At 45.2% G+C, this 26,790-nt stretch carries 16 protein-coding genes; 6 read left to right on the top strand and 10 right to left on the bottom strand.

From position 1 onward, the window contains the following. Positions 1-344: 344 nt before the first annotated feature. Positions 345-1,745 carry an RsmF rRNA methyltransferase first C-terminal domain-containing protein gene (locus ACTNEW_RS13380; protein ID WP_441061928.1) on the top strand — a complete coding sequence of 467 codons (1,401 nt, stop codon included), beginning with the start codon at positions 345-347 and terminating at the stop codon, positions 1,743-1,745. Positions 1,746-1,759: 14 nt separating this feature from the next. Here the strand turns inward: ACTNEW_RS13380 and addA are convergent, their stop codons facing one another. Both addA and addB read right to left on the bottom strand, forming a co-directional pair. After that, on the bottom strand, positions 1,760-5,473 hold the full coding sequence (gene addA / locus ACTNEW_RS13375; protein ID WP_441061926.1) for a helicase-exonuclease AddAB subunit AddA: 3,714 nt from the start codon (positions 5,471-5,473) through the stop codon (positions 1,760-1,762). A 1-nt stretch (position 5,474) separates the two neighbouring features. Continuing rightward, positions 5,475-8,795 (bottom strand): helicase-exonuclease AddAB subunit AddB, encoded by a 3,321-nt coding sequence (gene addB / locus ACTNEW_RS13370; protein ID WP_441061924.1) that lies wholly within the window; start codon positions 8,793-8,795, stop codon positions 5,475-5,477. A 316-nt stretch (positions 8,796-9,111) separates the two neighbouring features. Here addB and ACTNEW_RS13365 point away from each other — a divergent pair, with 316 nt between their 5' ends. Beyond that, on the top strand, positions 9,112-9,549 hold the full coding sequence (locus ACTNEW_RS13365; protein ID WP_441061922.1) for an FMN-binding protein: 438 nt from the start codon (positions 9,112-9,114) through the stop codon (positions 9,547-9,549). A gap of 170 nt (positions 9,550-9,719) precedes the next feature. Here the strand turns inward: ACTNEW_RS13365 and ACTNEW_RS13360 are convergent, their stop codons facing one another. The 7 genes from ACTNEW_RS13360 to clpB form a co-directional block, all read right to left on the bottom strand. Then, positions 9,720-11,684, bottom strand: a complete 1,965-nt coding sequence (locus ACTNEW_RS13360; RefSeq protein ID WP_441061921.1) for an NAD(+) synthase — start codon at positions 11,682-11,684, stop codon at positions 9,720-9,722. Positions 11,685-11,747: 63 nt separating this feature from the next. After that, entirely contained in the window at positions 11,748-12,626 is an 879-nt protein-coding gene (gene hslO / locus ACTNEW_RS13355) for an Hsp33 family molecular chaperone HslO (protein ID WP_441061919.1), read from the bottom strand. A 21-nt stretch (positions 12,627-12,647) separates the two neighbouring features. Further along, positions 12,648-13,409 (bottom strand): class I SAM-dependent DNA methyltransferase, encoded by a 762-nt coding sequence (locus ACTNEW_RS13350; protein ID WP_441061917.1) that lies wholly within the window; start codon positions 13,407-13,409, stop codon positions 12,648-12,650. A 309-nt stretch (positions 13,410-13,718) separates the two neighbouring features. Further along, positions 13,719-14,762, bottom strand: coding sequence for a PsbP-related protein (locus tag ACTNEW_RS13345; protein WP_441061915.1), 1,044 nt, complete (start codon positions 14,760-14,762; stop codon positions 13,719-13,721). A gap of 502 nt (positions 14,763-15,264) precedes the next feature. Continuing rightward, a complete protein-coding gene (locus ACTNEW_RS13340) occupies positions 15,265-17,340 on the bottom strand; it encodes a HelD family protein (RefSeq protein WP_441061913.1) in 2,076 nt (691 codons plus the stop codon). A gap of 155 nt (positions 17,341-17,495) precedes the next feature. Beyond that, positions 17,496-17,669, bottom strand: a complete 174-nt coding sequence (locus tag ACTNEW_RS13335; protein ID WP_441061911.1) for a DUF4250 domain-containing protein — start codon at positions 17,667-17,669, stop codon at positions 17,496-17,498. Next, positions 17,666-20,260 carry an ATP-dependent chaperone ClpB gene (gene clpB, locus ACTNEW_RS13330; protein ID WP_441061909.1) on the bottom strand — a complete coding sequence of 865 codons (2,595 nt, stop codon included), beginning with the start codon at positions 20,258-20,260 and terminating at the stop codon, positions 17,666-17,668. Before clpB ends, ACTNEW_RS13335 begins: the two co-directional genes overlap by 4 nt. A 218-nt stretch (positions 20,261-20,478) precedes the next feature. Here clpB and ACTNEW_RS13325 point away from each other — a divergent pair, with 218 nt between their 5' ends. From ACTNEW_RS13325 to ACTNEW_RS13315, 3 genes are all read left to right on the top strand, one after another. Beyond that, positions 20,479-21,876: an alanine/glycine:cation symporter family protein gene (locus ACTNEW_RS13325; protein WP_441061907.1), complete on the top strand. Its 1,398-nt coding sequence runs from the start codon at positions 20,479-20,481 to the stop codon at positions 21,874-21,876. Between the two features lie 44 nt (positions 21,877-21,920). Then, the gene (locus ACTNEW_RS13320; protein ID WP_441061905.1) at positions 21,921-22,811 is read left to right on the top strand and encodes an alpha/beta hydrolase; all 891 of its coding nucleotides are present in this window, start codon (positions 21,921-21,923) and stop codon (positions 22,809-22,811) included. Positions 22,812-23,168: 357 nt separating this feature from the next. Then, positions 23,169-23,600, top strand: coding sequence for an RrF2 family transcriptional regulator (locus tag ACTNEW_RS13315; protein ID WP_441061903.1), 432 nt, complete (start codon positions 23,169-23,171; stop codon positions 23,598-23,600). Positions 23,601-23,935: 335 nt separating this feature from the next. Here the strand turns inward: ACTNEW_RS13315 and ACTNEW_RS13310 are convergent, their stop codons facing one another. Then, complete coding sequence (locus ACTNEW_RS13310) at positions 23,936-25,483, bottom strand: nitrite/sulfite reductase (RefSeq protein ID WP_441061901.1); 1,548 nt, start codon at positions 25,481-25,483, stop codon at positions 23,936-23,938. A 475-nt stretch (positions 25,484-25,958) separates the two neighbouring features. Between ACTNEW_RS13310 and ACTNEW_RS13305 the strand changes: the two genes are divergently transcribed. Further along, entirely contained in the window at positions 25,959-26,519 is a 561-nt protein-coding gene (locus ACTNEW_RS13305) for a CDP-alcohol phosphatidyltransferase family protein (RefSeq protein WP_441061899.1), read from the top strand. Positions 26,520-26,790 lie beyond the last annotated feature (271 nt).

The following is a 26,790-nucleotide window of genomic DNA, read 5'->3' as shown; positions in this document are numbered from 1 at the left end:
TTCCTTTTTCTTTTCTGATTCGTAATGTCTGGATAAGCAGACATTCCTGTTTTGATTATATAATATTATAAATAAATGCAATATTATTTGGTTAGTGATATTATATGTCATATAATATATGTTTGTCAATAGTATTTCTACCCATATTTCCAGAAACAGTAACATTTTACTGTTTTCATAAAAATCTGCTTCTTTTCTTCCATCATATGCTGTGTTATACTCAATAAACAAAATGTTTCATATTTTTTACATGATAGGAGACCTATGATATAAAAAATAAGCAGGTCCCTGTGCAAAAATCACAGCAATCAACAAAACAAAAAACAGAACAAGGATTATCACACATGAACAGAGAATTGAGACTCCCGGACGCGTTCCTTGCGAGAATGCAGGAAATGCTCGGCCCGGAATATGACGCTTTTGAAAAAAGCTTTGAATCAGGAAGAACTTATGGTCTTCGCGTGAATAGCGACAAGATCACCTGTGAAGAATTTGAAAAAATCGTACCTTTTCCCGTAAAAAAAATCCCGTGGATCGAAAACGGATATTTTTATGAAGAGGACAGCAGACCGGCAAGATGTCCCTTTTATCAGGCAGGTCTCTACTACCTTCAGGAGCCAAGTGCTATGACCCCCGCATCCCGGATTCCTGTCGAACCCGGAGAATATGTGCTGGACATGTGTGCAGCACCCGGCGGAAAAGCCACGGCACTGGGAGCTGCGCTTCACGGTCAGGGACTGCTGTTTGCCAATGATATCAGTACCTCCAGAGCCAGAGCTCTTCTGCGCAATCTGGAATTATTCGGAATCTCCAATATGTTTGTGACCAGTGAAGCTCCTGCAAAACTTGCCAGAGCTTTCCCGGAGTTTTTCCACAAAATCGTCCTGGATGCTCCCTGTTCCGGAGAGGGAATGTTCCGTAAGGAGGAAGCACTTGCCAGAGACTGGACACCGGAAAAATCCCATGATCTGGCGCAGATTCAACGGGAACTGATCCTGCAGGCAGCGGATATGCTCCGCCCCGGAGGTCTGCTTCTTTACTCCACGTGTACGTTTGCCCCGGAAGAAGATGAAGGTACCATTTCTTTTCTTCTGGAACATCATCCGGAAATGGAACTCGAAGACATGCCCGGATATGAAGGCTTTTCCAGCGGTGTACCTGCCTGGGGAAACGGACAGGAACAACTGAAAAAATGTATCCGGATCTTTCCGCACAAAATGAATGGAGAAGGGCATTTCATGGCTCTGCTTCGAAAACCCGGAATCGCTCTCACAGAATCCCATCCTGTTCAGACACGCCCTGACAAAAATGCCCGCAAGTGGATCGAGGCATTTTTTGCAGAAATCGGTCTTAAGACTCTTCAGGGAGAACCCTTCGACTGGAACCGGCTGGATATTCGCGGCGATAAGGTTTACTATCTTCCACCTGTCGGAGGAAGTTTCCGCGGGCTGACCTTTTTAAGAAACGGTCTGTATCTGGGGGATCTGAAGAAAAACCGTTTTGAACCCAGCCAGCCTCTGGCACTGGCTCTCCATAAAGGAGATGTAACATCCACAATTTCTCTCCCTGTTTCCGACGAACGTCTGATACGCTACCTGAAAGGAGAAACGCTCCTCATAAACGCAGAAGAAGCCGCCAGCCCCAAAGGATGGCATCTCCTCTGTGCCGACGGCTATCCGCTCGGTTTTGGCAAACTGGTCAATCAGACGCTGAAAAACAAATATCCGGCCGGCTGGAGAATCTAACCCCCAGACACGCTCTAAGATAATGTAATTGGTTTTCCAAGAGTGAAGGAGTAGATCGTAATCTCCTTCACTTTTTTATTCAGCAGCCGTTCCAGTGCCTGTGCATAATCTTCCAGCTGGATATGATAACGATCGATCAGGCGCTGTTCTTCTCCGGGAAGTATATAATCTGTTTTATAATCCACCAGGACGATCTCATCCTCTTCCAGAAAATAGGCATCCATAATTCCCTGTACCAGAACAGGCTCTTTGTCCGGCCACTCAGGATTCACTTCTCCCGCTCTTACAGAAATCACAAAAGGCTGTTCACGGTATAATTTTCCGGCAAGTGCCGCCTTCTGCATTCTTTTTCCCAGTGAAGTCCTGGTAAATCGAAGGACATCCTCTATCCGGATGCTGGCCGCCTCAGCCTCTTCCATTTTCTTTTGTTCCAGAAGAAGCCCGATCTGGGCACGGATATCCTCTCCATTATCGATCCGGTGATAATCCAGGCATTCCATCAGGCGGTGATAAGCAGTACCTCTTGCAGCCCCGGTATACTCCTCCTGTGTATCTGCGGCAAATCTTGGAACAAGCGGTACGATATCAGGTTCAAACAACAGACTGGTCTCTTTGTCCGATTCGTCTGTATAGCTTCGTTTCTTCAGGTCTGATACACTGACTTTGACTGGAATCTCTTTCAGATACTCATAAGGATACTGATAACGGAACCGTTCCTCTATGGTTTCTCTTATTTCTGCATCATGGATCTGATCAGCGTCCCACTCTTTCAGGAACTCTTCCTGCATCTGAGCAGCGGACTGGTAAAGAACCTCTTCCTGCACCAGATCCAGCGCTGTTACTTTTCGCACAGAAAATTCCGCCTCCGCACGATAAAGCGGGTGCCGAAAATTCGGAAGGATCCCATATTCTTCATACAGTTCATCCATACAACGATGTCTTGCCAGGGCAGGAAGTACAAAATCCCAGTATGTCCTGGCTTTTATCCTGACACCCAGCGGCAAAAGTGTCTCTTCTGTGTCCCGATATCTGGACAGTTTCATAAACAGGCTGTCCATTTTTCCAACCGCACCTGTCAGAACAAGTTTTTCTTTTGCACGGGTAAGAGCCACATACAGTACACGCAATTCCTCTCCCAGACTTTCTTTCAGAAGTTCTCTGCGTATGACCTGTTTGTAAAGCGTCGGCACAACCACCCTCTGCTCCGGAAATACCGCATCTGTACCAAGCCCCAGATCCGGATGAATCAGAAGTCTCGCATTCATATCCTGGAAATTAAACTGTTTTCCCATACCTGCCGCAAATACAATAGGAAACTCCAGACCTTTACTTTTGTGGATTGTCATGATCTGCACCGAAGATTCTCCGCTTCCGGACAGATTCACTTCTCCGAAATCCACTTCATATTTTTGCAGATTTTCTATATAGCGGATAAAATTAAACAAGCCGCGGTAACTGGTTTTCTCATAATCCATCGCTTTTTCCACAAGCATCTGGAGATTTGCACTTCTCTGTGCACCTCCGGGAAGTGCCCGGGCATAATCCCCATATCCGGTCACCTGCAGAACATAGAGAATCAATTCATGAATGGGCGTATAGCAGGCCATATCCCGGATTTTCTCCAGCAGTTCCAGAAAACCACGCAGCTTCTCTTTCAATGATTCTTTCTGATCTTCTTCCGGAAAAAGAACCATCTGTCCATCTCCCACAAAACTGCATACGCTTTCATACAGCATTCCATCCGGACAATCACAGCGAATCATGGCAAGCTCTTCTGCAGTACAATTCACAATAGGAGAACGCAGCACTCCGGTCATGGGAATATCCTGAAGCGGATTGTCGCAGATACGAAGAAAATTCAATATCGTTACCACTTCCAGTGCCGAAAAATATCCTGTTTTTGACGCTGTATAAGCAGGAATCCCCTGCGTACCCAATACCTGGGCAAACGTATCCGCCCAGCCGGACGCTGTCCTTAACAGGATTGCAATATCTCCGTATTCCACCGGCCGATAGTCTCCGGTCTCCCGGTCAAGAACTTTTTCCTTGCCAACCATCCGGTGAATTTCCTGGGCGATTGTCAGCGCTTCCAGCTCCTGCGGAGTCTGTCCTGCTTTTTCCTCTTCCAGTTCTTCCCCGTCTTTTTCGATCAGAAGAACCTGCGTTTTTACGAATTCTGCATCACTTCCTTCCGGAAAAACAGCTCCCGGATAAAGGGCAGCCGCATCATCATACGCAATCCCTCCCAGATCTTCTCCCATGATCTGCCGGAAAAGGAAATTCACGCTTTCCAGGACCTCAGGACGGCTGCGGAAATTTTTATGAAGATCAATTCTCTGCTCCCTGCTCTCTTCCAGCGTATAATTTTTGTATTTCTCCATAAAAAGCTCCGGTCTTGCCAGGCGGAACCGGTAGATGCTCTGCTTGACATCCCCTACCATAAAAATATTCTTCCGGTCATTCACCCATCCGGAAACACAATTGGCAAGAAGCTCCTGAACCATATTGCTGTCCTGATACTCATCCACCAGAACTTCTTCATACTTTTCGGAAAGTTCCCGGGCTGCCTGCGTCATGACCGCAGTATCCTCCTCTTTCTGAATCAGTATTTCCAGGGCAAAATGTTCCATATCTGTAAAATCCAGTACATTTTTCTCCCGTTTCTTCTCCGAAAACCGTTCTGCAAAATCCAGTGTCAGGCCCACCAGTATCTCAATGGATTCTTTGCAGCTGTTCATCAACAGCATCAGCGTTTCTTCTTTCCATGCAAAATAACTGCTCCCGAGATTTTTCAGAATCTCTTTTTCTTCTTCCCGCAGCAACTTTACCTGTTCTTTCAGATTTTCATCCACACCTTCTGCTTTTTTTGCAGACAGACGGGCAAATGGAGGCTTCTGAAGTTTTTCCGCAATCTCATCATATCGCTTTTCCTTTGCTGCTTCTTTCAATTCCCGGATCAGAAGAAGGTCACTGTTCAATGCCTCTTCGTACAGATACGGTCCTTCCGGTGCCAGACAGAGGCATCTGGCTTCTTCAGCAAGATTTTCCGCACCTTCCAGTTCCTGCATACAGACTTCCCATAGAAGCCTCATGCAGGCAGTATCCTCCAATTTTTCATCGCCGTCTGCTTTATAGATATCCAGACATTCCTCAAGCCATTCTTTCGGGTATGGATGACTCATGGCCGCCTCATAAACATCAAGAATCAGTGCTTTAATCCCATCATCTGTTTTGCCGGGAGCATAAGAATCCACAAATTCCCGGAATTCCCTGCTCCCTGACGCATAACGGTCTTCCATCAGCTGTTTGAGCACTTCTTCTTTAATCAGCTTTAATTCTCCTTCATCTGCTGTCCGATATCCGGGATCCAGCCCGATCAGGTGGAAATAATTGCGGATCACATATGCACAGAATCCGTCTATCGTAGTGATCTGTGCCGTATGGATCAGGGTCATCTGCCTTTGAAGGTGTTCATTGTCCGGTTCATTGTACAGTGCATTCTCTACCGCACGGGAAAGTCGTTCTCTCATTTCGCCTGCTGCAGCTCTTGTAAATGTCATAATCAGCATACGGTCAATATCTACCGGATGTACCGGATCCATAATCTTACTCAGGATTCTCTGTACCAGTACCGCTGTTTTTCCGGAACCTGCAGCAGCACTGACCAGAATATTTCTGTCACGCAGAGAAATGACCTGCTGCTGTTCTTCTGTCCATTTCATTCCCATCTCACTGCACCTCCTCTGTAAACGCTTTCCACAGTTCCTGATCCTGAAAGACCTTCAGTCTCCGGTATTCATATCCCGGCAGTTTCCGGTCAAATCCGCAGATTCCCTGATAAGGACAGTACATGCAGGCATTTTTTCTGCCAAGTTCATAAGGCGCTGCTTCTGCCTCCCCATCCAGAATCGCCTGCTGGATTCCTTTGATTTTTTTCTTCACATAACGATTCAGGATTTCAAACTGTTCCCTGCTGGCCACGGATGATGTCTTACGGAAGCTTCCGTCTCTGTTCAGAGATACCGGAATAGAAGAAAGGCTTTTGTCCATTTTTACAGCCACTTCCTGATCAGCCTGCACAAGTCCGTTCATTTTCAGTTCTTTCAGGATTTTTTCCGTCACACGCTCCACATCCGCTTCTGCTGTTTCCTGGATCATAGGATCTTTGACATTGTAATAAAAAATTCCGGCAGGCTCTACTTCTTTCCCCGGGTATTTCTTTTTTTCCACCTGAACAGCAGCATCCAGATAAATCATCAGCTGCAGCTGAAGTCCATAATAAAGCGCCACCAGGTCGAAAGAAGTATTGCCTGTTTTATAATCAATGACTTTCACCAGAACACGTTTGTCGTCTTCCAGTACATCCACACGGTCGATTCTGCCGCCTCCAAAAGATACCTCAAACCCTTCCGGCTCAAATTCGCCCTGTCTGAGCTGCTCCTGAAGCGCCCATACCGTCCTGTGGAGAATCCGTCTTGTACGTTCCAGCATATAATGATTTCTGGCACTGCTCTGAAGGATGGTATTTCCGTAATCCAGTGCAATTTTATCCAGACATTCATCCGCGATGCGTGTCCGGTTTTCCTCATCTACCGTCCTCCATTCAAGTCCATTTTTCCGAACTTCCACTGCAAAATCCTCCAGCGCCCGATGAATAATATTCCCCATATCCATAGCGCGGAATTCATATTCTGCCCTTTCTGTGATCTGCAGCCCATATCGCAGAAAATGAGCAAACGCACATGCGGAAAAACGCTCCAGTCGGGTGGCACTGTAGGGAGAAACTTCTCCATACAGCACCTTTGCCACAGCTTTACTGATACAATCGATGGGCTTTTTGTAAAACGCAGCATCCACCAGGCGGCGCACTACAGGCCCGTATTTCGGACTTTTCAAATACCAGCTGTACAATTCCCGGAAAACAGGATCTCTGTTTCCATCTTCTGTCAGGCCCTCCAGAAAATAATCCAGACTTGTTCCCGGAGTTTCCAGAAAATCCAGCGGATCCGCTTTTGTTTCTGTTTCCTCTATCTGAAGCTTCGGATACAGGGTACAGATTGAGCCGATCAGATAAGCGGGACCGATTGCTTCCCCTCTGGCACTGGAATTGCTGTATGACAGGCACAGATACTCACTGGGCTTTGTCAGATTCAGATACAGATAAAATCGCTGGATACTCATCTGTTCACGGGGCGCAGGTGCAAGCTCTACTCCCTGATCACCAAAGAATTCTCTGTCCATTTCCGTGAGAATTCCTCCGGTATTGGTATTTTTCGGGATACTTCCTTCATTTACACCCACAAAAAACAGTGCCCTGATATCCTTCAAACGTGTCCGTTCCATATCCCCGATCAGAACCTGATCCATGCTGGGAGGAATCAGTGCAACTTTTGCCTCCGCAAGTCCTGTCTCAAGAAGCTGCTGAAATTCACTTCTGCTGACCGTCTCCTCTCCCAGGATTTCAACCATTTTATCCAGAAGTTCCATAATAATACCATAGATCTGGGCATATTCCTTTTCCATGGCCTTGTCTCCATTTACGGCAAACCAGCGCTCACGTTCTTTTAATTTTTCCTGTACCCGGCTTTTTACAATAAATTCATAAAGACATACACAGTACTCTCTGATGGTTTTTCTTCCGCCCTGAAATCCCTTTGCCAGGTTCTGCACTTCCTGCACAAAACGCGCACGGATTTCATTGATTTCTCCGATGGCTTCCGGTGCCATTCCCTGATAAATACGGACCCATTTTTCGGACCATCGGGAAAATCCCTGGATGCCAATTGCAACCACATAGTTTTCCAGACGGTCCGTTTCCTGTCTGGTAATATCCGACATTCCGCACCGAAGATACCGGAATACACTTTCATAAGGAAAGCCTTTTACTGCCATTTCCACAGCCGCACGCAGATATTCCACAAAAGGATTCATCAAAACTGTGTGCTTCCTGTCAAGGAAAAATGGAATTCCGGCTTCCTCAAATACCTGTCCCGCAAGAGTAGCATACTCTTCCATATCGCCGGTGATCACAGCAATTTCTCCATACCTGTAACCTCGCACACGGACAAGCTTCGCGATACGCCGGGCCGTTTCCTCCATTTCCTTTAGCGGTGTTCTGGCGGAAAACAGACAGATTTCCTCCTGTTCTCTGTCATAGGACGCCCTGCGGTAACGGAAAAGATGCTGTTCCAGAAAGCCAAGCGCCGGAGCTTTTGCAAATCTGGAATGCTCTCCTGCCTGAATATATACAGGTTCTTCCACCTCGTTTGTGAGTTTCGAAAGCGTATGGATCATTTTCCGGCTCATATAAAAAAGCTGATGCGGTTTTCCCGGTGCAAATGGATTGTTGTGATCATCCAGAGTTACTGTCACATATACTTTCCGGCAAAGAGCCAGTAGTTCACAAATGACTTTGTTCTGAATCGGGGTAAATCCGGTAAATCCATCCAGCAAAAGAACACTGTCCCTGATTTTTTCTGACAGAGGAAGCGCCTTCAGAAGTGCATCCAGCACTTCTTCTCCGGTCATATAATGTCCTTCCAGATAGTCAAGAAAGGCATGATAAAGCGTCCCCACGTCTTTCAGTTTCATCTGCAGAAGCTTCCTGTCAGAAGCCTTTTCCAGCATATCAGAAAGTTCCGCTTCCCTGACATCATACTGCATAAATTCCGAGATCAGAGATTTTACCTCGTCCAGATAACCGGCTTTTTTCATCTGACTTCCCAGATAGGGAAGCTCCTTCTGATGAAGCTGAACCATTTTCTGCAGCACCATACTCTTTCCTGTTTCTTCCAGAAGTCTGCGGTTATCCCCGCCCACTTCCTCAAACACACGATACGCAAGCCGCTCAAAACTTAAAATATCAATATTCAGGATTCCTTTGCCGGGATGCATTTCCACCAGAGTTTTCTGTGTCTGCATGGTAAACTGCTCCGGAACAATGACATCATACAGAACCTGCGGATGTTCCATTGCTTCCCTGATGATTGTCTGATATGCAAAGTAGGATTTTCCGGCACCGGAGCTGCCGATGATAAACTGTAATGACATTTCGTGCCTCCATTTCAGGATTACTGTTTTGAAATTTCTGTTTTCGGGATTTCTGTTTTGGGAGTTTCTGTTTTTGGAATTTCTGTTTTTGGGGTTTCTGTTTTTGGGATTTCTGTTTTTGGGATTTCTGTTTTGGGGATTTCTGTTTTGGGGATTTCCGTTTTCAAAATTTCGGATTCACTTATCAGGATTCTCTCACTTCAATGCTCCCATTATAGCAAATAAAGAGACTGATGTCTAATTTCTGATACAGAAGCAGGAATAAAAACCTGTCCGGTTTAATAGGATATAGAAAGTAAAACAGGAGGCGCGTGCCATGAGTTCCAGAACAAAAATCGTTGTGTTACATATGAAAGAAATCATCTATACCGCCATTTTTCTCATTCTTGCGATTGCCCTTGGCATCATTCTGTTCTTTATGTTCGGGCCCGGGCAAAGCCAGAAAACTGCTTCGGACACAAATGCCCGGTACACTCCGGGCATTTACCGTTCCTCCATTGAACTTAGCGGAAACACCTTTGATGTAGAAGTGACAGTGGATGCAGACCGGATCCGCTCCATCCAGCTGGTCAATCTGAGTGAGACGACTTCCGCCATGTTCCCGCTGATGCAGCCGGCACTGGTGTCTCTTGCCAGCCAGATCTATTCCACGCAGTCTCTGGAAGGAATCGAGTATTCCTCTGACCAGAAATATACTTCTCAGATGCTTCTGAATGCCATTCAGGATGCTCTGGAAAAAGCCACACCGGAATAACTGCACTCATCTGCCCCAAAAACAACAGCCCGGCTTAGTTTCTCTTACAGAAATTCAGCCGGGCTGTTGTTTCATTCAGCAAAAAATAATAGCCATATAAATTACGAAATTACAAAATATAGTCTTTTTGATTAGTAATTTCCATTCAGCATAAAAGCATGAAGTATTTTTTATGATTCGTGATTTCCATCCAGTGTTTCCACCTGATCAAGCCAGTGCTTTGCGCAGGCATCACTTGGCATGCGCAGGTCTCCTCTCGGAGAAACTGCAACGCTTCCCACTTTCGGTCCGTCCGGAAGACAGGAACGCTTAAACTGCTGCTGGAAAAATCTCCGGTAAAATATCTTCATCCATTTCAGGATCGTTGCATTATCATATTCTCCTTCGAAAGCAATCTGTGCCATACGGTAGATTTTCTTCGGCGGGAATGTCCATCTCAGCATATAGTACAGGAAAAAGTCATGAAGCTCATATGGTCCCACAAGATCTTCCGTTTTCTGGGAGATCACGCCATCTTTTGGCGGAAGCAGTTCCGGGCTCACCGGTGTGTCCAGAATATCCAGAAGGACTTCACTCAACTGACCGTCACCGCAGGTATCGGCATAATATTGTACCAGATGACGTACCAGTGTCTTTGGCACAGAACAGTTCACAGCATACATGGACATATGATCTCCATTATACGTTGCCCAGCCAAGTGCAAGCTCGGAAAGGTCTCCGGTTCCGATCACAATTCCGCCGGACTGGTTTGCAATATCCATAAGAATCTGTGTCCGCTCACGGGCCTGACCGTTTTCGTAGGTCACATCATGTTTCTCCGGATCATGCTCAATGTCCCGGAAATGAATATTCACGGCTTCCCGGATATTTACCTCTTTCAGCGTTGTTCCCAGACGCTCACTTAACATACATGCATTATGATACGTTCTGTCTGTAGTGCCAAAACACGGCATTGTCACTGCTGTAATCTTCTTCCTGTCCATTCCCAGAAGATCAAAGGCACGGACAGTCACCAGAAGTGCCAACGTAGAATCAAGGCCTCCCGACAAACCGATCACCGCATTCTGGCAGTGGATATGCGCAAGACGTTTTTTCAGTCCCATTGCCTGAATATGCAGGATCTCATCACATCGTCTGTCTCTTTCTTCCTTCACTCCCGGCACAAACGGACGGGAATCAAATTTCCGGGTAAGCTTCGTTTCCTCTACGGACAAATCAAAAAATACTTCACTGTAAAATGGTTCTTTTTCTCCCTCCTCCCTGTCAGAAGAGAAAAGGCAGGTCGTCATGCGTCTTCTTTCGTTGGCCAGTCTCCGGATATCCAGATCCGCACAGGTGATTCCATTGACAAAGCGCCTGCTCTCGGCAAGTATGGTACCATTTTCCGCGATCAGGTTATGTCCTCCATAAACAACATCCTGTGTGGATTCTCCCTCCCCTGCTGTCGCATAAAGATAACCGCACAGCAGCCTTGCGGACTGACTGCTGACCAGACTTCTCCGGTAGGAATCCTTGCCTACCACCTCATCACTTGCAGAAAGATTCACGATCAGCGTGGCTCCATGATAGGCATGGGCAACACTTGGCGGGTTCGGAACCCAGAGATCTTCGCAGATTTCCGCTGCAATTTTCAGATCCGGCATAGCGGTACAGGTAAATAACAGGTTCGAAGAAATCGGAACTTCCATTTCCTCTCCGGAACCGTTCTTCAGCAGAACGAAGCCATCCACTTCTGCTCCGGAAGTAAAATATCTCGCCTCATAAAATTCATTATAATTCGGCAGATGAATCTTCGGTACAAAGCCCAGAATCTCACCCCGGCAGATACCTGCTGCCGTATTATACAGTTTTCCTTTATATTCCAGCGGAAGTCCCACAAAAAGGACTGCATCCAGCTTTGCTGTTTCTTCTGCAATATGCAGAAGCTGTTTTTTTGCTTCTTCCAGAAGCAGCTCCTGCCAGAATAAATCTCCGCAGGTATAAGATGTAATACAAAGCTCCGGCATAACGATTACCTTTGCTCCGTGAGTTCCTGCATCCTGTGCCATACGGATGATTTCCTCTGCATTATACTCACAATCCGCCACTCTCACATTCGGTGTGCAGGCAGCAACTTTGATAAACCCGTCTTTCATAGCCCTTTCCTCTCTTTTCTTTCACAGCAGGCAGCCGCTTTTGTTATGATTCACAGCATTTTTTTATTTGCATCTTCGAAGAATTTCCTTCAGTTCTTCTACGGAAAATACATAATTCTTATTGCAGAAATGACAGTTCAGTTCCACATCTTTGCCTTCCTGGATCAGTTCATTGAGATCCTTCCTTCCAATACTAATCAGGGCCTTTTCCACACGCTGTTTGCTGCAGTTACAGTAGAACTCCGTCGGAATGCGGTCATTGATCTCAATATCAAATCCTTCCAGCACTTTTTCCAGAAGGCTTTCCGGGGTATGTCCCTCTTCCAGAAGATTGGTCACAGAAGTGATATTCTGCACATTTTTTTCCAGTTTATCGATGGTCGCATCCTCTGCAAAAGGCATAACCTGTACGATGAATCCGCCAGCCTGACGCACGGTATTATCCTTATTCATCAGAACGCCAAGCCCCACTGCAGACGGCACCTGCTCACTGGTCGCAAAATAATACGTCAGATCTTCCGCAATTTCGCTGGTCTGAAGAGCCACCTGACCCATATAGGGTTCTTTCATTCCCATATCCTTAATCACATTCATAAACCCGACTCCCACGGCACCTGCCACATCCAGCTTGCCTTTGGAATTTGCCGGAATACAGACATTGGGATTTCCCACATAACCTTTCACTCTTCCCTGGGAATCCGCAGTTACAGTAATTCCATTCAGAGGTCCGCCCGCCTTGATCTGAAGAGTAAGAATATCTTTTTCCCCTTTCATCATAACCCCCATCATAGCACCGCCTGTCAGAAGACGTCCCAGCGCAGCAGTTGCCACAGGACTGGTATTATGGGCCATTCTGGCTGTCTCCACAACATCTCTGGTTACAGCAGCAAACGCACGGATCTGCTGATTTGCCGCCATTGCTCTTACAATATAATCACTCATCTTTCTATTCCTCTTCCTTATTCAAAATCGTTTTTTTCCTTTTTCTTTCACAATAAATGTGAGCCGTTCACTGTCCGCACGGGGCGGCTCCAGAGTATAGGCATCATATATGTGAAGAAGCTCCATCCCGGAATCCGCAATCATTCTGCGTATCGCATCTACGGTATAAGCCCGCTGATAATGTACTTCTTCCTCTTTTTCATAAAGCCCGTCTTCCCGCAGAAGAAACAGCGTCAGTTCATAAACATTCATCCCGGTTTCCGGATCAAAGCTGTTCTCCCAGATAAAACTGCTATCCTCACGGTTTTCTGCAATGGTGCTGTCACCGATGACTTCCCGGTATTTATAATCCGTATTTACATCAAAAATAAAAATACCGCCCGGATCCAGATAATTGTTCGCCAGTTTCAGTACCTGAAGAAAATCCTCCTCTTCCGTAAGATAATTCATACAGTCGCACACACTTATGATTGCCCGGACAGTCCCATATAATTCAAATTCCTGCATATCCTGCAGAAGATAAAGAATGTCGTGTCCGGACTCCACACGCTTCTCCATGGCTTCTGCCAGCATTTCTTCGGAATTGTCCACACCGATCATATCATATCCGGCTTCTGCCAGCATTTCTGTCATGGTACCGGTACCGCAGCCCAGTTCCAGAACAAGCCCATTGTTGATTTTATATTCTTTCAGGCGTTCTGTGAGATAACTGCACCACGCCTCATAGTCCACATTATCCATGAACATATCATAAACCTTTGCAAATTCACCATATGCTTCCATTCCTGTCCTCCCGGAAATTGCATTTTTCCGTTACTGTTCCATCAGCCCAGCAACATCTTTCAGCTTTTCCAAACAGCTGTAATCAGTTTATTGTATCACAGAACCTGAAATATGTACAAGTTTATTATTACCGTGTGATCCTGCCCGAAGGGCTTTTTGTATCCCGGGAAAATGAAAATCACTTACCCGGGATATTTTTTTATTACAGGAAAATGCGAAGCACTTACCCAGGATACAAAAAAGCTGCGGGCAGTTCATCCCTGCCGCAGCTTTTCTGACATTTCTGCCTTTCACATGCACATGCTCATTTTATTCAACAGGCATGTAGTATACATCTGCACCTTCACCGTGATAATAATAATCTACGCCATTCTGATCGTAAACATCTTCCTCATTCACGAAGTCATAGGTATTTCCGTCAAAATCACTCCATGTACCGTCCCCGTTCGGTGTGATCACAAGCGGATGTCCATCGGAATTACGGTAGATCGTTCTGGTCTGATTGGTGTCTGTCAGCTGTTCCTGCGTAAATCCGCCGGAATTGGTACTGCCGGAGCTTTCTCCGCCGGAGGTCTGACTGCTGTCTGTTCCTTCTGCCGGCTGAGCAGTCGTTCCGTCTGCTGCCGTACCATCTGCAGTACCTGCTGTGGTTCCGTCTGTTTCAGTATCTGTATTTCCTGTTGTTCCCTTATCATCCGCACCCGGAGCTGCACTCTTCAGAGTAGAATCTCCCACAATGGCAAAGGAATCTATGGATTCCTGAATCTTCTCCAGAGCATCCTCTGTTCTCACAGAACCCTGTATGGTGTAGTATTCTTCGTCATTTGCAAATACTTTATTTACCACATATACAAACCCGTCACTCTTATCAGGATTCAGCATCTTGGTCACATAACTGTAAACGTTAATGCCGTCTGTGTTTGTCGCCGTATAATTCTGTATTTCAAAATCGGTTCCCTGCACCAGGTCCGATGCCTGTTCCAAGGATACCGCCATATCCTCGGTACTCGGAATCACAGCCACAGACATATCTTCTTCCCCTGCTCCATGGAGAATCAGAATTTTCCCCTGTTCCGGAGATTCAAAGCTGACCATATCTGTCTCATCAGTCTTATTCGCCCAGGTGGCATCCGGCAGTTTCATGGAAATTGTTTTGTCCCTGGATGTATAAATACTTGTCTGTGTATCAGGTGCGATCGTTGGTGTAGGATCCGGCACATCCGTCGGTTCCGGTGTAGGAGTCACATCTACTACCACCTGTTCCTCCTCTTTGCTGCCAAATCCACAGGCCGTGAATACACAGGACATGGAAATAGCCATTGCAAGTATCGCAAGTACTTTTTTATTCTTCATAGTAGCCTCCTTAAATCATTGTTACTGTTTCATCCATTCCCAGCAACACGCTTCGCAATGCACGGGAATCATACATTCTGCATAACTTCGTGCACTGACTGTTTTCTGTTATTTTCCAGAATTCCTGTTTATTTTATTATTTTATGACAAAACTGTCAATAAAATTTACCGCAGGTATTGTGAAAATCCTGTGTCCCACTGAATTCCGAAACCGCTGCAGCATTTGCTTAACAACCCTTCGTCTCTCCATAGTATGGACAGATTTTCACAGAAATATCCGCAAAGCAACTGCAGTAAATATGGCTCCTTATATAATCCTGCCCAGAGTTTTTTTATATTACAAGGCAATGCAGAGCACTTTCTTATGATATAAAAATTCTGTAAAATATCTGTAATATCTTTTTTACGATCAAGTTCTCTAAACGTATTATTTTTTTATGCTTGAATGCTCGAAACGTATCACCTTTATTTTTTAATGCTTTGAACGCATCACCTTTATTGTTTAATACTCTGAACGCATAATCTTTTTTCCCTTTTTATACTCATACATATGAAGTTCATGCAGCGCTCTGGTGGCTGCAATATACCGTGCCTGCTTTACCAGCGGTGTGGTATCTTTTACAGGAAAAACAGAAAATACCTGGTCAAATTCCAGGCCTTTCGCAAGATAAAACGTCGTAACTGTCAGACCTTTGCGGAAGCTGGAGCTGTTGCGGTCCATATAGGTGAGCATTTTCTCCGTGTCAAACCCTTTCTGCTCCATCCGTTCTTTCATAAACGCATAAGCCGCAAGGGCTTCTCCTTCCGTGCGCAGAATCACTGCAGCCGTCTCATAGGCATCCTCTCCGATCCGGAGACATTCCAATGCTTTCTCAAGAGCCTCACTCATAGAACTGCATTCTTTTTCCTCAACAGGAGCTCCATGACGTTCAAATAATTCCATATCTGTAATACCGGCAAGCTGATTGGCATATTGTGCAATCTCCACTGTATTGCGGTAACTTTTATTCATGACTATTCTGCGGATATCTTTTCCGAAAATTCCCGGCAGGAACTCCAGCACATCCTGTACTTTTTCATCCATCGTCTGTGCCCTGTCTCCGAGAATCGTCATCCTGCAGGGAAACATTTTCTTCAGAATCAGATACTGCATTCTGGAATAATCCTGCATTTCATCCACCACAAGATGCTTGATATGACTGTCTCCCTTCTTTCTGAAAAGGCTGTATTTCATATAAAGCATCGGATAAACATCCTCATAACGCAGTCTCCGCTTCTCAAAGCCAACCCTCGGAAGTCCCGGATATCCCTCTCTTTTCAGGAACTCGCTGTAAAGCACATACAGATCTCTGGTCTCATACATCTTCATGAATTTTTCTCTCAGTGCTTCCCGTTCCTCATCCGGAAGATCGCCGCCGCGAAGCGTCTCCACTTCATCAATAAAATATTCCGCCACCGCATCCATTCTGGAAAGCAGCGGAATATCCATAAATTTGAAATAAAACAGTTCTATGATCTCTTTTTCTGTTTTGACGTGTCCTTTGTATTCCACATCCCGGAAGCGCATCAGTTCATCTTCCATTTCAAGGAAAAACCGTTCCATACTGTTCAGGAATTCCACAGACTGTTTTTCGTGGAAATAATCCCGCTTACCAGGATGCGCAATGGAACGCTCAATCTGATCATAACGGTCCTCACAGTCTGAAACCGTATCTTTCAGTTCCCGATAAGCAAACAGATCAAAACTCATCTCACGAATATTTTCCTCTCCCAGTTCCGGAAGGATATGAGAAATATAATCCGCAAATACACTATTCGGAGACAGGATCAGAATATTGGAGGATTTCAGGTTGTTCCGGTCATGATAGAGAAGATAAGCGATTCTGTGCAGCGCAATAGAGGTCTTACCGCTTCCGGCTGCACCCTGAATCACGAGTATTTTATCCTTTGTATTACGGATGATGGCATTCTGCTCTTTCTGAATAGTTCGGATGATATTTTTCAGCTGTACCTCACCGTTACTGCCAAGTTCTGCTTTTAGAATCTCATCATCAATCTTGATATCGCTCTCAAATTCATAGAGCATCTTTCCTCCGCGGATCTTATACTGCCATTTTGATGTAATCTCGCCGGTAATTTCTCCGGCAGGAGCCGTATAGGAAGCCGGACCTTTGTCATAATCGTAAAAAAGTCCGCTCACAGGAGCACGCCAGTCGTAAACCAGTGGAATCCCTCCTGTCTTTTCTGCAAAATTCCCGATTCCAATATAAAAAGTTTCCGCTTCTTCCTCTCCCTCAAAACGGAAATCCACTCTTCCGAAAAAGGGCGAATCCAGCATCTTGCGAAAACGATGGCGCCGCTGCCGTTCTTCCTGGTTGGCATTTACCTGATGAAGCAATGCCTGCTGATTGTCAAAATTTTCGTATCCATACTGGTCCATTTCTGTATAGTTTTCCCAGTAGTATTCATGCATATTTTCAATCTCCTTCTCGCCCTCTGCGATTGAAGCATTGATTTCCGCGATTCTCCTGTGAAGACTGTTCAGCACATGTTCCAGATATTTTCTGCTTTCTGTCATGATTGTTCGATTCCCCTTACTCTTGTATGATCTTACATGGCATTTTTATATTATATCCCATATTCACGCAAAAGTATAGAAAGAAATGCTCTTGTAAAATCCTGCATCACAAAACCCCCGGAAGAATGCTTCCGGGGGTTTTTGCTGTTGATACCCTATATAAACTGATTGGTATCCGCATCGTAATGATAATCGATGGAATCCATCTTTTCTTCCAGTTCTTTTTTCTTCAATCCTCTGCAGGTGCAGAGAGCCTCCAGGGAATCATAGTAATCCCGAAGCTGGGTATTCACGTAACTTAACAAAATGACAGGGTCTTTTGGTATCATGAGTTGCCATCCTTTATCCTTGTGATGAACTCCCCATCCTGAACATCCAGCACAATTGTGTCTCCGGTATGGACATCACCGGACAGAATCCGTCTTGCAGCGAGCGTCTCCACATTTTTCTGCAGATAACGTTTCAGCGGACGGGCTCCGTAAACCGGATCATATCCTTCCTCAATAGACAGCTTCTTGGCTGCATCGGTCAGTTCCAGGGAAAGTTCCTGGTCAGAAAGACGCTTGTTCAAATCTTTTACCAGTAAGTCTACTATCATACCAATATTGTCTTTTGTCAAGGGCTTAAATAAAATTGTTTCATCAAGACGGTTCAAAAATTCCGGACGGAAGTGATTTCTCAGGTCATTCATCACCTGTTCTTCCGCTTCCGGTCTGATCTCACCGTTTTCATCAATGCCTTCCAGCAGATACGGAGATCCGATATTGGAAGTCATGATCAGAATCGTATTCTTGAAATCCACAGTTCTTCCCTGAGAATCGGTAATTCTTCCATCGTCCAGCACCTGAAGAAGGACATTGAATACATCCGGATGTGCTTTCTCAATCTCATCAAAGAGAACAACGCTGTACGGTTTTCTCCGAACTGCCTCTGTAAGCTGGCCGCCTTCCTCATATCCTACATATCCGGGAGGCGCTCCGATCAGTCTGGATACAGAATACTTCTCCATATACTCACTCATATCGATACGGACCATATTCTGCTCATCGTCAAAAAGTGTTTCCGCCAGAGTCTTGGCAAGTTCTGTCTTACCGACGCCTGTTGGTCCAAGGAACAGGAAGGAACCGATTGGCTTGGTAGGATCCTTGATTCCCGCTTTGGAACGGAGAATCGCATCCGTCACACGGCGGACACCTTCATCCTGTCCGATCACACGCTTATGAAGCTGCTCTTCCAGGCCAAGAAGCTTGGTTCTCTCTCCTTCGGTCAGTCTCGTCACTGGAATTCCGGTCCAGCGGGAAATGATTCTGGCAATCTCATCATCCGTCACTGCCTCATGAACCAGTCTGCGGTCACTTTCTTTTACATTACGCTCTTCAATTTCCAGCTGCTGCTGCAGTCTCGGGAGTTCCCCATACTGAAGCTCTGCAGCCTTTTCCAGATTATAGTCCTGCTGGGCTTTCTGAATCTGTTTGTTGACATCTTCAATCTGCTCACGGAGTTTCTGCAGTTTCTCCACCGAATGCTTCTCGTTATCCCACTGTGCTTTCTGGGTATTGAAGGCATCCCGCATCTCTGCCAGTTCCTTCTGAAGATCTGCAAGACGTTCTTTACTCAGGCTGTCTGTTTCTTTTTTGAGCGCGGATTCTTCGATTTCCATCTGCATGATCCGGCGCCGCTGTTCATCCAGTTCGGTAGGCATGGAATCCAATTCGGTCTTGATCAGAGCACATGCCTCATCCACAAGGTCAATGGCTTTGTCCGGAAGGAAACGGTCAGTGATATATCGGTGGGACAGTGTTGCCGCTGCTACCAGAGCACTGTCGGTAATCTTGACACCATGATAAACTTCATAGCGTTCCTTCAGTCCACGAAGAATGGAAATGGTATCTTCTACTGTCGGCTCATCTACTGTCACAGGCTGGAAACGGCGTTCCAAAGCTGCATCCTTTTCGATATACTGACGGTATTCATCCAGCGTCGTGGCACCGATACAGTGCAGTTCTCCTCTGGCAAGCATGGGTTTCAGCATATTGCCTGCATCCATGGCACCGTCGGTCTTGCCGGCACCTACGATCAGGTGAAGCTCATCAATGAAAAGAATGATATTTCCTTCACTCTTTTTCACTTCCTCCAGAACTGCTTTCAGTCGTTCCTCAAATTCGCCTCTGTACTTGGCACCTGCCACCAGAGCTCCCATATCCAGGGCAAAAATCTTCTTATTTTTAAGTCCCTCCGGAACATCTCCTGCCGCAACACGCTGGGCAAGCCCTTCAATCGCCGCTGTTTTGCCTACGCCGGGTTCCCCGATCAGAACCGGGTTATTCTTGGTCTTACGGGAAAGAATACGGATGATATTCCGAATCTCCGCATCACGGCCGATCACCGGATCCATTTTCTGATTGCGGGCTTTTTCTACCAGTTCCTCGCCGTATTTGTTCAGTGTATCGTAAGTAGCTTCCGGATTATCGCTGACTACACGCTGATTGCCTCTGACTGTGGACAAAGCCTGCAGAAAGCGTTCTCTGGTAATGCCGAATTCCTTAAGGATTTTCTGCATACTGGGGCTTGGCTGTTTCAGAATGGACAAAAACAAATGTTCCACAGAAACATATTCGTCTCCCATGGCCTTCGCTTCATCTTCGGCACTTACCAGAGCCTTGTTCAGATACTGGCCGAAGCGGAGTTCTCCGCCGGATACCTTTACTTTTGCATCCAGGGCTTTTTTTACTGTATTCAGAAAATATTCCTTATTAATCTCCATCTTCTCGATCAGTTTGAGAATCAGGCTGTCTTCCTGTGTCAGAAGAGTATACAGAAGATGCTCCTGCTCGATTTCCTGGTTGCCGTATTCATAAGCGACTTTCTCCAGGTTCTGGACAGCCTCAATGGATTTCTGTGTAAATTTACTGATATTCATAGGCTTTCCTCCTTATATGAAAAACGTATTTCGTTCTTCTTCTGTTCTATGTGGAATATAACACTTTTCTTTTCCTGTGTCAAGTGTTTTGTTAGCACTTTCTTTGAGCGAGTGCTAATTTCTTTAATTGTTCTTTCTATAAAATTCTGTACTTTTTCCCCATTTTATGCTAAAATTTTTCTATTCCATTTCATCATTTTATACAAAGGAAGGTTCATATGCTGCAAACAATTGAAAAAATCAACAGTATTGTCAACGATTTCATCTGGGGTGTACCGGCTATGATCTGCATCATTGGTGTCGGTCTGTATTTAAGCATCCGGTCCGGATTTATTCAGATTCGCAAATTCCCCTACGCTATGAAATGCACGATCGGGCGAATGTTCCGCAAGAAAGAAGCGGCGGACGGTGCCCTCACTCCATTCCAGGCTGTCTGTACGGCACTTGCTGCTACCGTAGGAACCGGTAACATTGCAGGAGTTGCCGGAGCAATCGCAATCGGCGGACCAGGCGCTGTATTCTGGATGTGGATTTCTGCCCTGCTTGGTATGTGTACCAAATTTTCCGAAGTAACGCTTGCCGTTCATTTTCGTGAAAAAAATAAACAGGGAGACCTGGTGGGCGGACCCATGTACTATATCAAAAACGGTCTGGGCAAAAAATGGATCTTTCTTGCATACCTGTTTGCTCTTTTCGGTGTACTTGCCGTATTTGGAACCGGAAATGCCACACAGGTCAATACCATTACTGCAGCCATCAATTCCGCGCTGCTCAATTACCATGTGATTTCCGAGTCCGGAGTTTGCATCAGCTGCCTGATCATCGGCATCGTCATCACGATTCTTGTCGGCCTGATTCTTCTCGGCGGTATCAAGCGTATCGGAAAAGTTACCGAAAAACTGGTTCCGGTTATGGCACTGATCTACATCATCCTTGCAATTGGCGTGATACTTCTGAACATCAACCGGGTTCCGGCTGTTTTTGCTTCTGTTATCAGAGGTGCTTTTCAGCCTTCTGCAGTAACAGGCGGTATTGTGGGAAGCTTTTTCCTCAGCATGAAAAAAGGTGTCTCCCGCGGTATTTTTTCCAACGAAGCCGGTCTTGGTACAGGATCGATCGCCCATGCCTGTGCGGATACACGCAAACCTGTGAAACAGGGCTTTTTTGGAATCTTTGAAGTATTTATGGACACCATCGTGATCTGCACGCTCACGGCTCTTGTCATTCTCTTAAGCGGAGTGAACGTTCCCTATGGATCAGCCGCAGGTGCAGAACTGACTATTTCCGGTTTTACAGCTGTTTACGGCAACTGGGTTTCTATTTTTACAGCAATTGCCATGTGCTGTTTTGCCTTCTCCACCATCATTGGATGGGGACTTTACGGAGCACGGTGTATGGAATTTCTTCTCGGAAGCAGAACGATCCGGCCGTTTATGGTACTCTACTCACTGGTTGCACTTCTTGGAGCTACCGTTGACCTTGGTCTGATCTGGAGTATCGCAGAAACCTTCAACGGACTGATGGCAATCCCCAACCTGATTGCACTGTTTCTTCTGGCTCCGGTTGTTATACAGCTCACCAGAGAGTATTTCCAGAACGACGAAAATAATAAATAACAGGAAACAATCCTGTATCATATAAGAATCATGGAGGAAATGAAATGTCTGAATTAAGTGATAAACTCAGAGCAGAGTTTAAAAAAAGTGATGATGAAAGAGACGCATTGATGAATACACCGGAGGATGTAGAGCGCTGGGACAATATTGTCTACAGCCACGAAGACCGGAATATTCAGAAACTGGATGTTTACCGTCCAAAGCAGGCTGAAGGAGAGGATCTTCCTGTGATCATCAGCGTGCATGGCGGCGGATGGGTATATGGTGACAAAGAGCGTTATCAGTATTACTGCATGAGTCTGGCTCAGCGCGGTTTTGCAGTTGTGAATTTCACTTACCGTCTTGCTCCCGAGCATCAGTTCCCGGCACCTCTGGAGGATTTGAACCTTGTGTGCAAATGGGTCATGAAACGTGCGGGAAGATACCATTTTGACACAGAAAGAATCTTTGCCGTAGGCGATTCTGCAGGAGCTCATCTTCTCGGTCTCTATGCCGGTATCTGCACCAATCCTGATTATGCAGCAAGATACGAATTTACAGTTCCGGAAAACTTTGCGCTGACAGCCATTGCGCTGAACTGTGGTGTCTATGCACTGGAAAATGGCGATCCCGACCAACAGCTTGCACTGGAACTGATGAAGGATTTCCTTCCTGAACAGGGCTCTGATGAAGAACTGGAGAAGATCAATGTGCTGAACCGTATTACTGATGTTTATCCGCCGGTATTCTGCATGACTTCTGTAAATGATTTCCAGAAGATTCAGGCACCGTTGCTGGTAAATAAACTGATGGAAAACAATGTACCGTTTGTCTTCCGTGTTTTCGGTGATAAAATCAATCAGCTTGGACATGTCTTCCACTGTGATATCAAAACAATTGATGCAGCACAGTGCAACGATGCAGAGTGTGACTTTTTCAGAGAATTCTGCTTCTAACGTATCCTTTCGTAAATTACTATACCAATAACGCAGAATATCTGGTGCAGTTATTTTGAAAACGAGGGAATCAAGTACATCGAAAAATAAATGACTGGCTATATCACGCAGAATGATTTTCTCATATACAAGGCGGAGGAATGAGGCGATGCGGTGGCATCGTCGATTGACGACAATGCAGCAGATGAGAAATCAGGCAAGTGATATAGCTGGTTATTTATTATTCGATGTACTAGTATAAGCCACAATAAATACCTCACCGAAACATATGGTTATTTATTGTGGGTTATACTAGCGTGTTTGAAAATTCATTACTGTTTTTAAAAAACAGATATTGATAATGTGGAGGAAACTAGCATGAAAATATCAACAAGAGGAAGGTATGCAATCCGCGTGATGCTGGATCTGGCAGAACATAACCAGGGCGAATATATTCCTTTGATGGATATTGCCCGAAGACAGGAGATTTCTGAAAAATATCTGGAAGCCATTATTTCTACCTTCAGCAAAAACGGCTTACTGGTTGCACTGCGCGGGAAAGGCGGCGGCTATAAACTGGCCAAATCACCGGAGGAATATACCATCGGCAGCATTCTGAAACTGGCAGAAGGTTCTCTTGCACCGGTAGCCTGTCTGGAAGATGTTCCGAACAAATGTCCAAGAGCAGCCGAATGCAAGACTCTGAGCATGTGGGAAGGCCTTTATAAACTGATTGACGAGTATTTTGACGGGATTACACTGCAGGACCTGCTGGAGTCAGGAACTGACGGAGGAGATTATGTCATCTGACTGCGGATTGCTCCCGCAATATATTCCCTTCCGTCGTAGAGCGTGTTTGAAGGGCCGTCTTATATCATTGGAAATACATAACATTATCCTAGAGCGTGTTTGAAAATATACGAAAAGCAGATTTCATTTCTCTGTACTTCAACTACCGTACAGAAATGAAATCTGCTTTCTATTTTATGGAAAATTGAGAAACTGAAAATATGCAGAAATACATTCCGTCAGATTCTGTCTTTTTCTATTTTTTCTGTTCTTCTCGTAAATCCATCACATTCTTCTTTTCTGGTAATTCCATCACGTGCTTCTTTTCTGGTAAATTCAGCACATTCCTGCAGTATTTACACCAGATAGCCTGCAGCAATTTTATCCACACCTTCTGCGTCTTCTGAAATCCACTCCTCGTAAGACTTACCACTGGCGGCAACCGTCTTTCCAAGTTCTACAAGGAATGCCGGAATACGATCCTGCAGAATGGTTCCTGCTTCATGACCAAAAGCTTCCTTTCCCTGGGATTCCCTGCCGTTCACATACAGCACAAATGCCGGCTGGGATTTGCCGTCAATAGATTTTGCTGCACCGCGGAATCCAAGAGCACCGGTCTGATGTGTTCCACAGGAGGACGGACATCCGGAAATATGAATCTGCGGAAGTGCTCCATCCGGGATGGACGCTTCTCTTACTGCATCCACACAGACCTGCAAAAGTGCCTGAGAATCGCGCAGTCCAACCTGACAGATGCTTGCACCAATACAGCTTACCGATGTTTCAAACAGCGTACGTGCACCATCGCTGGTCAGATTCAGAACTTTTTCCGCTTCCGAACCAGTCAGGTTGATGATATATGCCCCTTCATCCGGAGCCAGACGCATCTCCGCATCCGGAATTTCTGCAAGAAGATCACTGAGTCTGCAGAAAGTTTCCGCAGATGGCTGACCTCCGATCGGATGCCATGCAACTGTATAAAGTCCTCTCTGCTTCTGCGGAAGAACACGAGAACCGGAAGCCTCCGTTCCATCTCCTGTTTTTTTGCATTCCGGAGCTGTTACAGAAATTGTAAGATCTTCTCCTGATGCAAAAACTTCCTCCAGTTTTTCCAGATATGCTTTTTTGTAATTTTCTGCGCCGCCAAGTACATCCTGCATATAGCGGGTTCTGGCTTTGGCACGATTTTCATAATTTCCGTAAGCACGGAAGGTAAGCCACATTGCCTTGATATAATACAGAATCTTCTCCGGCTCAACTGCCTCTGCCACTTTTACTCCGAAACGCGGATTGTTGCCGAGACCGCCTGCGCTGTAAACATCAAATTTCCCATCTTCTCTTGCTGCAAAACCAAGGTCGCGATAAGTGGCATGGGGATAGTTTTTCGGTGAATTGGAGAAACATACCTTCAGTTTACGCGGCATTTTTTCAGTCTTGATAAAATGCATCAGATATTCTGCAGCCGCTTCTGCATACGGGATCACATCAAAATACTCTTCTGCCTCCACACCAGAAAGCGGAGAGCACATCACATTACGGGGAAAATCCCCGCCGCCTCCCATGGTAACAATTCCACAGTCCAGTGCCCCTTCCATAATATCATAAATCATTTCCGGCTGAAGGTCGTGAAGCTGAATGGTTTCACAGGTTGTAAAATGGATACGCTGTATATGAAAACGACGGATTGCATCAGCAGTAAACGCCATTTTCTCTTTCGTTACACGTCCGGCTGTCATTCTCAGACGAAGCATGCTGGCCTGTCCGCCTTTCTGTGCATAGCTTCCGTACAGGCCGGAAAATCCTTTGTATTCGTTTTTCTTAATCTCACCTTTATAAAATGCATCTGTTTTTTCCCGAAAAGCGGCCATTTCCTGTTTCCAGGACATCGGTTCAATTTTTTTCATCACAAACCCTCCAATATAAGATATTTATCTCATCTGTCTGATATCTGTTATACATAAAATTCTGCCGTCTGCTGCATGCAATTATGCAATAAACATGTACGGAACAGTTAACATTCAGATATATTGAATCTATGAAAATGATTATAAAATCGTTTCAAACGGATGTCAACCAGGTGGCTCTGTATTTCCAGATTCTGTCTATATTTGAGATGCTAACTTGTTGAGTCTCTCTGGAATTCTTCTTTATTTCTTTTTGCTGAATCTCTCCGGAATTCTTTTATATTTGTTTTTGCTGAATCTCTCCGGAATTCTTTTATATTTGTAATTCTTTACAAATGCTTCCAATGCCAGCTTTTGCAAATTCATAATTGACATATTTTTTTCAGATTCATATAATAAGGGGGCAGAAAAATCTGCCGCATTCTGGAATTTTTTCTTCAGACTTCCAGTCATTACACAAAAGCAGGAGGATAACATGGTAAAAGAATATTTCAGCATTCCCAATCTTATGGGATATTTTCGGATACTGATGATACCGGTATTTTTGTATCTGTACAGTTATGCGGACAGCCCCGAAGACTTTTTTGCCGCATTTGTGATTCTGGGCATTTCTCTGCTCACTGATTTTTTTGACGGGAAAATTGCCAGAAAGTTCCATATGGTTACCGATTTCGGAAAGATTCTGGACCCGGTTGCAGACAAGCTGACGCAGGGATCACTTGCGATTGCGGTGCTGCTGCGTTATCCTATGATGAAAGTTTTTCTGGTGGTTTTCCTGCTAAAAGAATGTTATATGTCTCTGATGGGGCTTTATGTTATCAAAAAGAAGCATGTCCGAAAGGGTGCTCAGTGGTTCGGAAAGATTACCACCGGTGTGGTAGATGTGGGTATTATGCTTCTTCTGCTCGCTCCGAATCTGCCGGCTGCAGCCGCAGATGTCCTGATTCTTATCATGATCGCCTTTATGATTTTTTCTCTGGTAAATTACATCCGGTTTTATCATGGAATACTGACAACACCTGATGAGAAGCTGTAGAACGTGTCGAAAAATTGCTATCCGGATATCTTATTCCAAATATTACGAAAAGTGTTTTCTGATTTTAGATATGTTAAATTGGAAAACACTTTTTTATTAAAGCAAATCCAACTCTTTAATTCGCTAAAGAAGGCTTTAGTTAATAAAAATGTTTTTGGTGAATTAAAGAAGGCTTTAGTTCAGCAACTGTATGTGAGAATTCTTCGAGTTTTACTATGCGTATGGTTTTCTCCGGAACTTTGGTTCAGTGCGAAACACTGTGAAGTGTGAT

The sequence above is a fragment of the Blautia sp. HCP3S3_G3 genome, from assembly GCF_052063365.1.
Classification (GTDB): Bacteria; Bacillota; Clostridia; order Lachnospirales; family Lachnospiraceae; genus Blautia_A.
Note: the sequence above shows the minus strand (reverse complement) of the source record. Positions and strands in the feature narration are given on the sequence as shown.

Bases quoted from the DNA above. Each gene is read 5' to 3' on its own strand.
- ACTNEW_RS13380 (WP_441061928.1), top strand. From the start codon at position 345: ATGAACAGAGAATTGAGACTCCCGGACGCGTTCCTTGCGAGAATGCAG.
- addA (WP_441061926.1), bottom strand. From the start codon at position 5,473: ATGGGAATGAAATGGACAGAAGAACAGCAGCAGGTCATTTCTCTGCGT.
- addB (WP_441061924.1), bottom strand. From the start codon at position 8,795: ATGTCATTACAGTTTATCATCGGCAGCTCCGGTGCCGGAAAATCCTAC.
- ACTNEW_RS13365 (WP_441061922.1), top strand. From the start codon at position 9,112: ATGAGTTCCAGAACAAAAATCGTTGTGTTACATATGAAAGAAATCATC.
- ACTNEW_RS13360 (WP_441061921.1), bottom strand. From the start codon at position 11,684: ATGAAAGACGGGTTTATCAAAGTTGCTGCCTGCACACCGAATGTGAGA.
- hslO (WP_441061919.1), bottom strand. From the start codon at position 12,626: ATGAGTGATTATATTGTAAGAGCAATGGCGGCAAATCAGCAGATCCGT.
- ACTNEW_RS13350 (WP_441061917.1), bottom strand. From the start codon at position 13,409: ATGGAAGCATATGGTGAATTTGCAAAGGTTTATGATATGTTCATGGAT.
- ACTNEW_RS13345 (WP_441061915.1), bottom strand. From the start codon at position 14,762: ATGAAGAATAAAAAAGTACTTGCGATACTTGCAATGGCTATTTCCATG.
- ACTNEW_RS13340 (WP_441061913.1), bottom strand. From the start codon at position 17,340: ATGACAGAAAGCAGAAAATATCTGGAACATGTGCTGAACAGTCTTCAC.
- ACTNEW_RS13335 (WP_441061911.1), bottom strand. From the start codon at position 17,669: ATGATACCAAAAGACCCTGTCATTTTGTTAAGTTACGTGAATACCCAG.
- clpB (WP_441061909.1), bottom strand. From the start codon at position 20,260: ATGAATATCAGTAAATTTACACAGAAATCCATTGAGGCTGTCCAGAAC.
- ACTNEW_RS13325 (WP_441061907.1), top strand. From the start codon at position 20,479: ATGCTGCAAACAATTGAAAAAATCAACAGTATTGTCAACGATTTCATC.
- ACTNEW_RS13320 (WP_441061905.1), top strand. From the start codon at position 21,921: ATGTCTGAATTAAGTGATAAACTCAGAGCAGAGTTTAAAAAAAGTGAT.
- ACTNEW_RS13315 (WP_441061903.1), top strand. From the start codon at position 23,169: ATGAAAATATCAACAAGAGGAAGGTATGCAATCCGCGTGATGCTGGAT.
- ACTNEW_RS13310 (WP_441061901.1), bottom strand. From the start codon at position 25,483: ATGAAAAAAATTGAACCGATGTCCTGGAAACAGGAAATGGCCGCTTTT.
- ACTNEW_RS13305 (WP_441061899.1), top strand. From the start codon at position 25,959: ATGGTAAAAGAATATTTCAGCATTCCCAATCTTATGGGATATTTTCGG.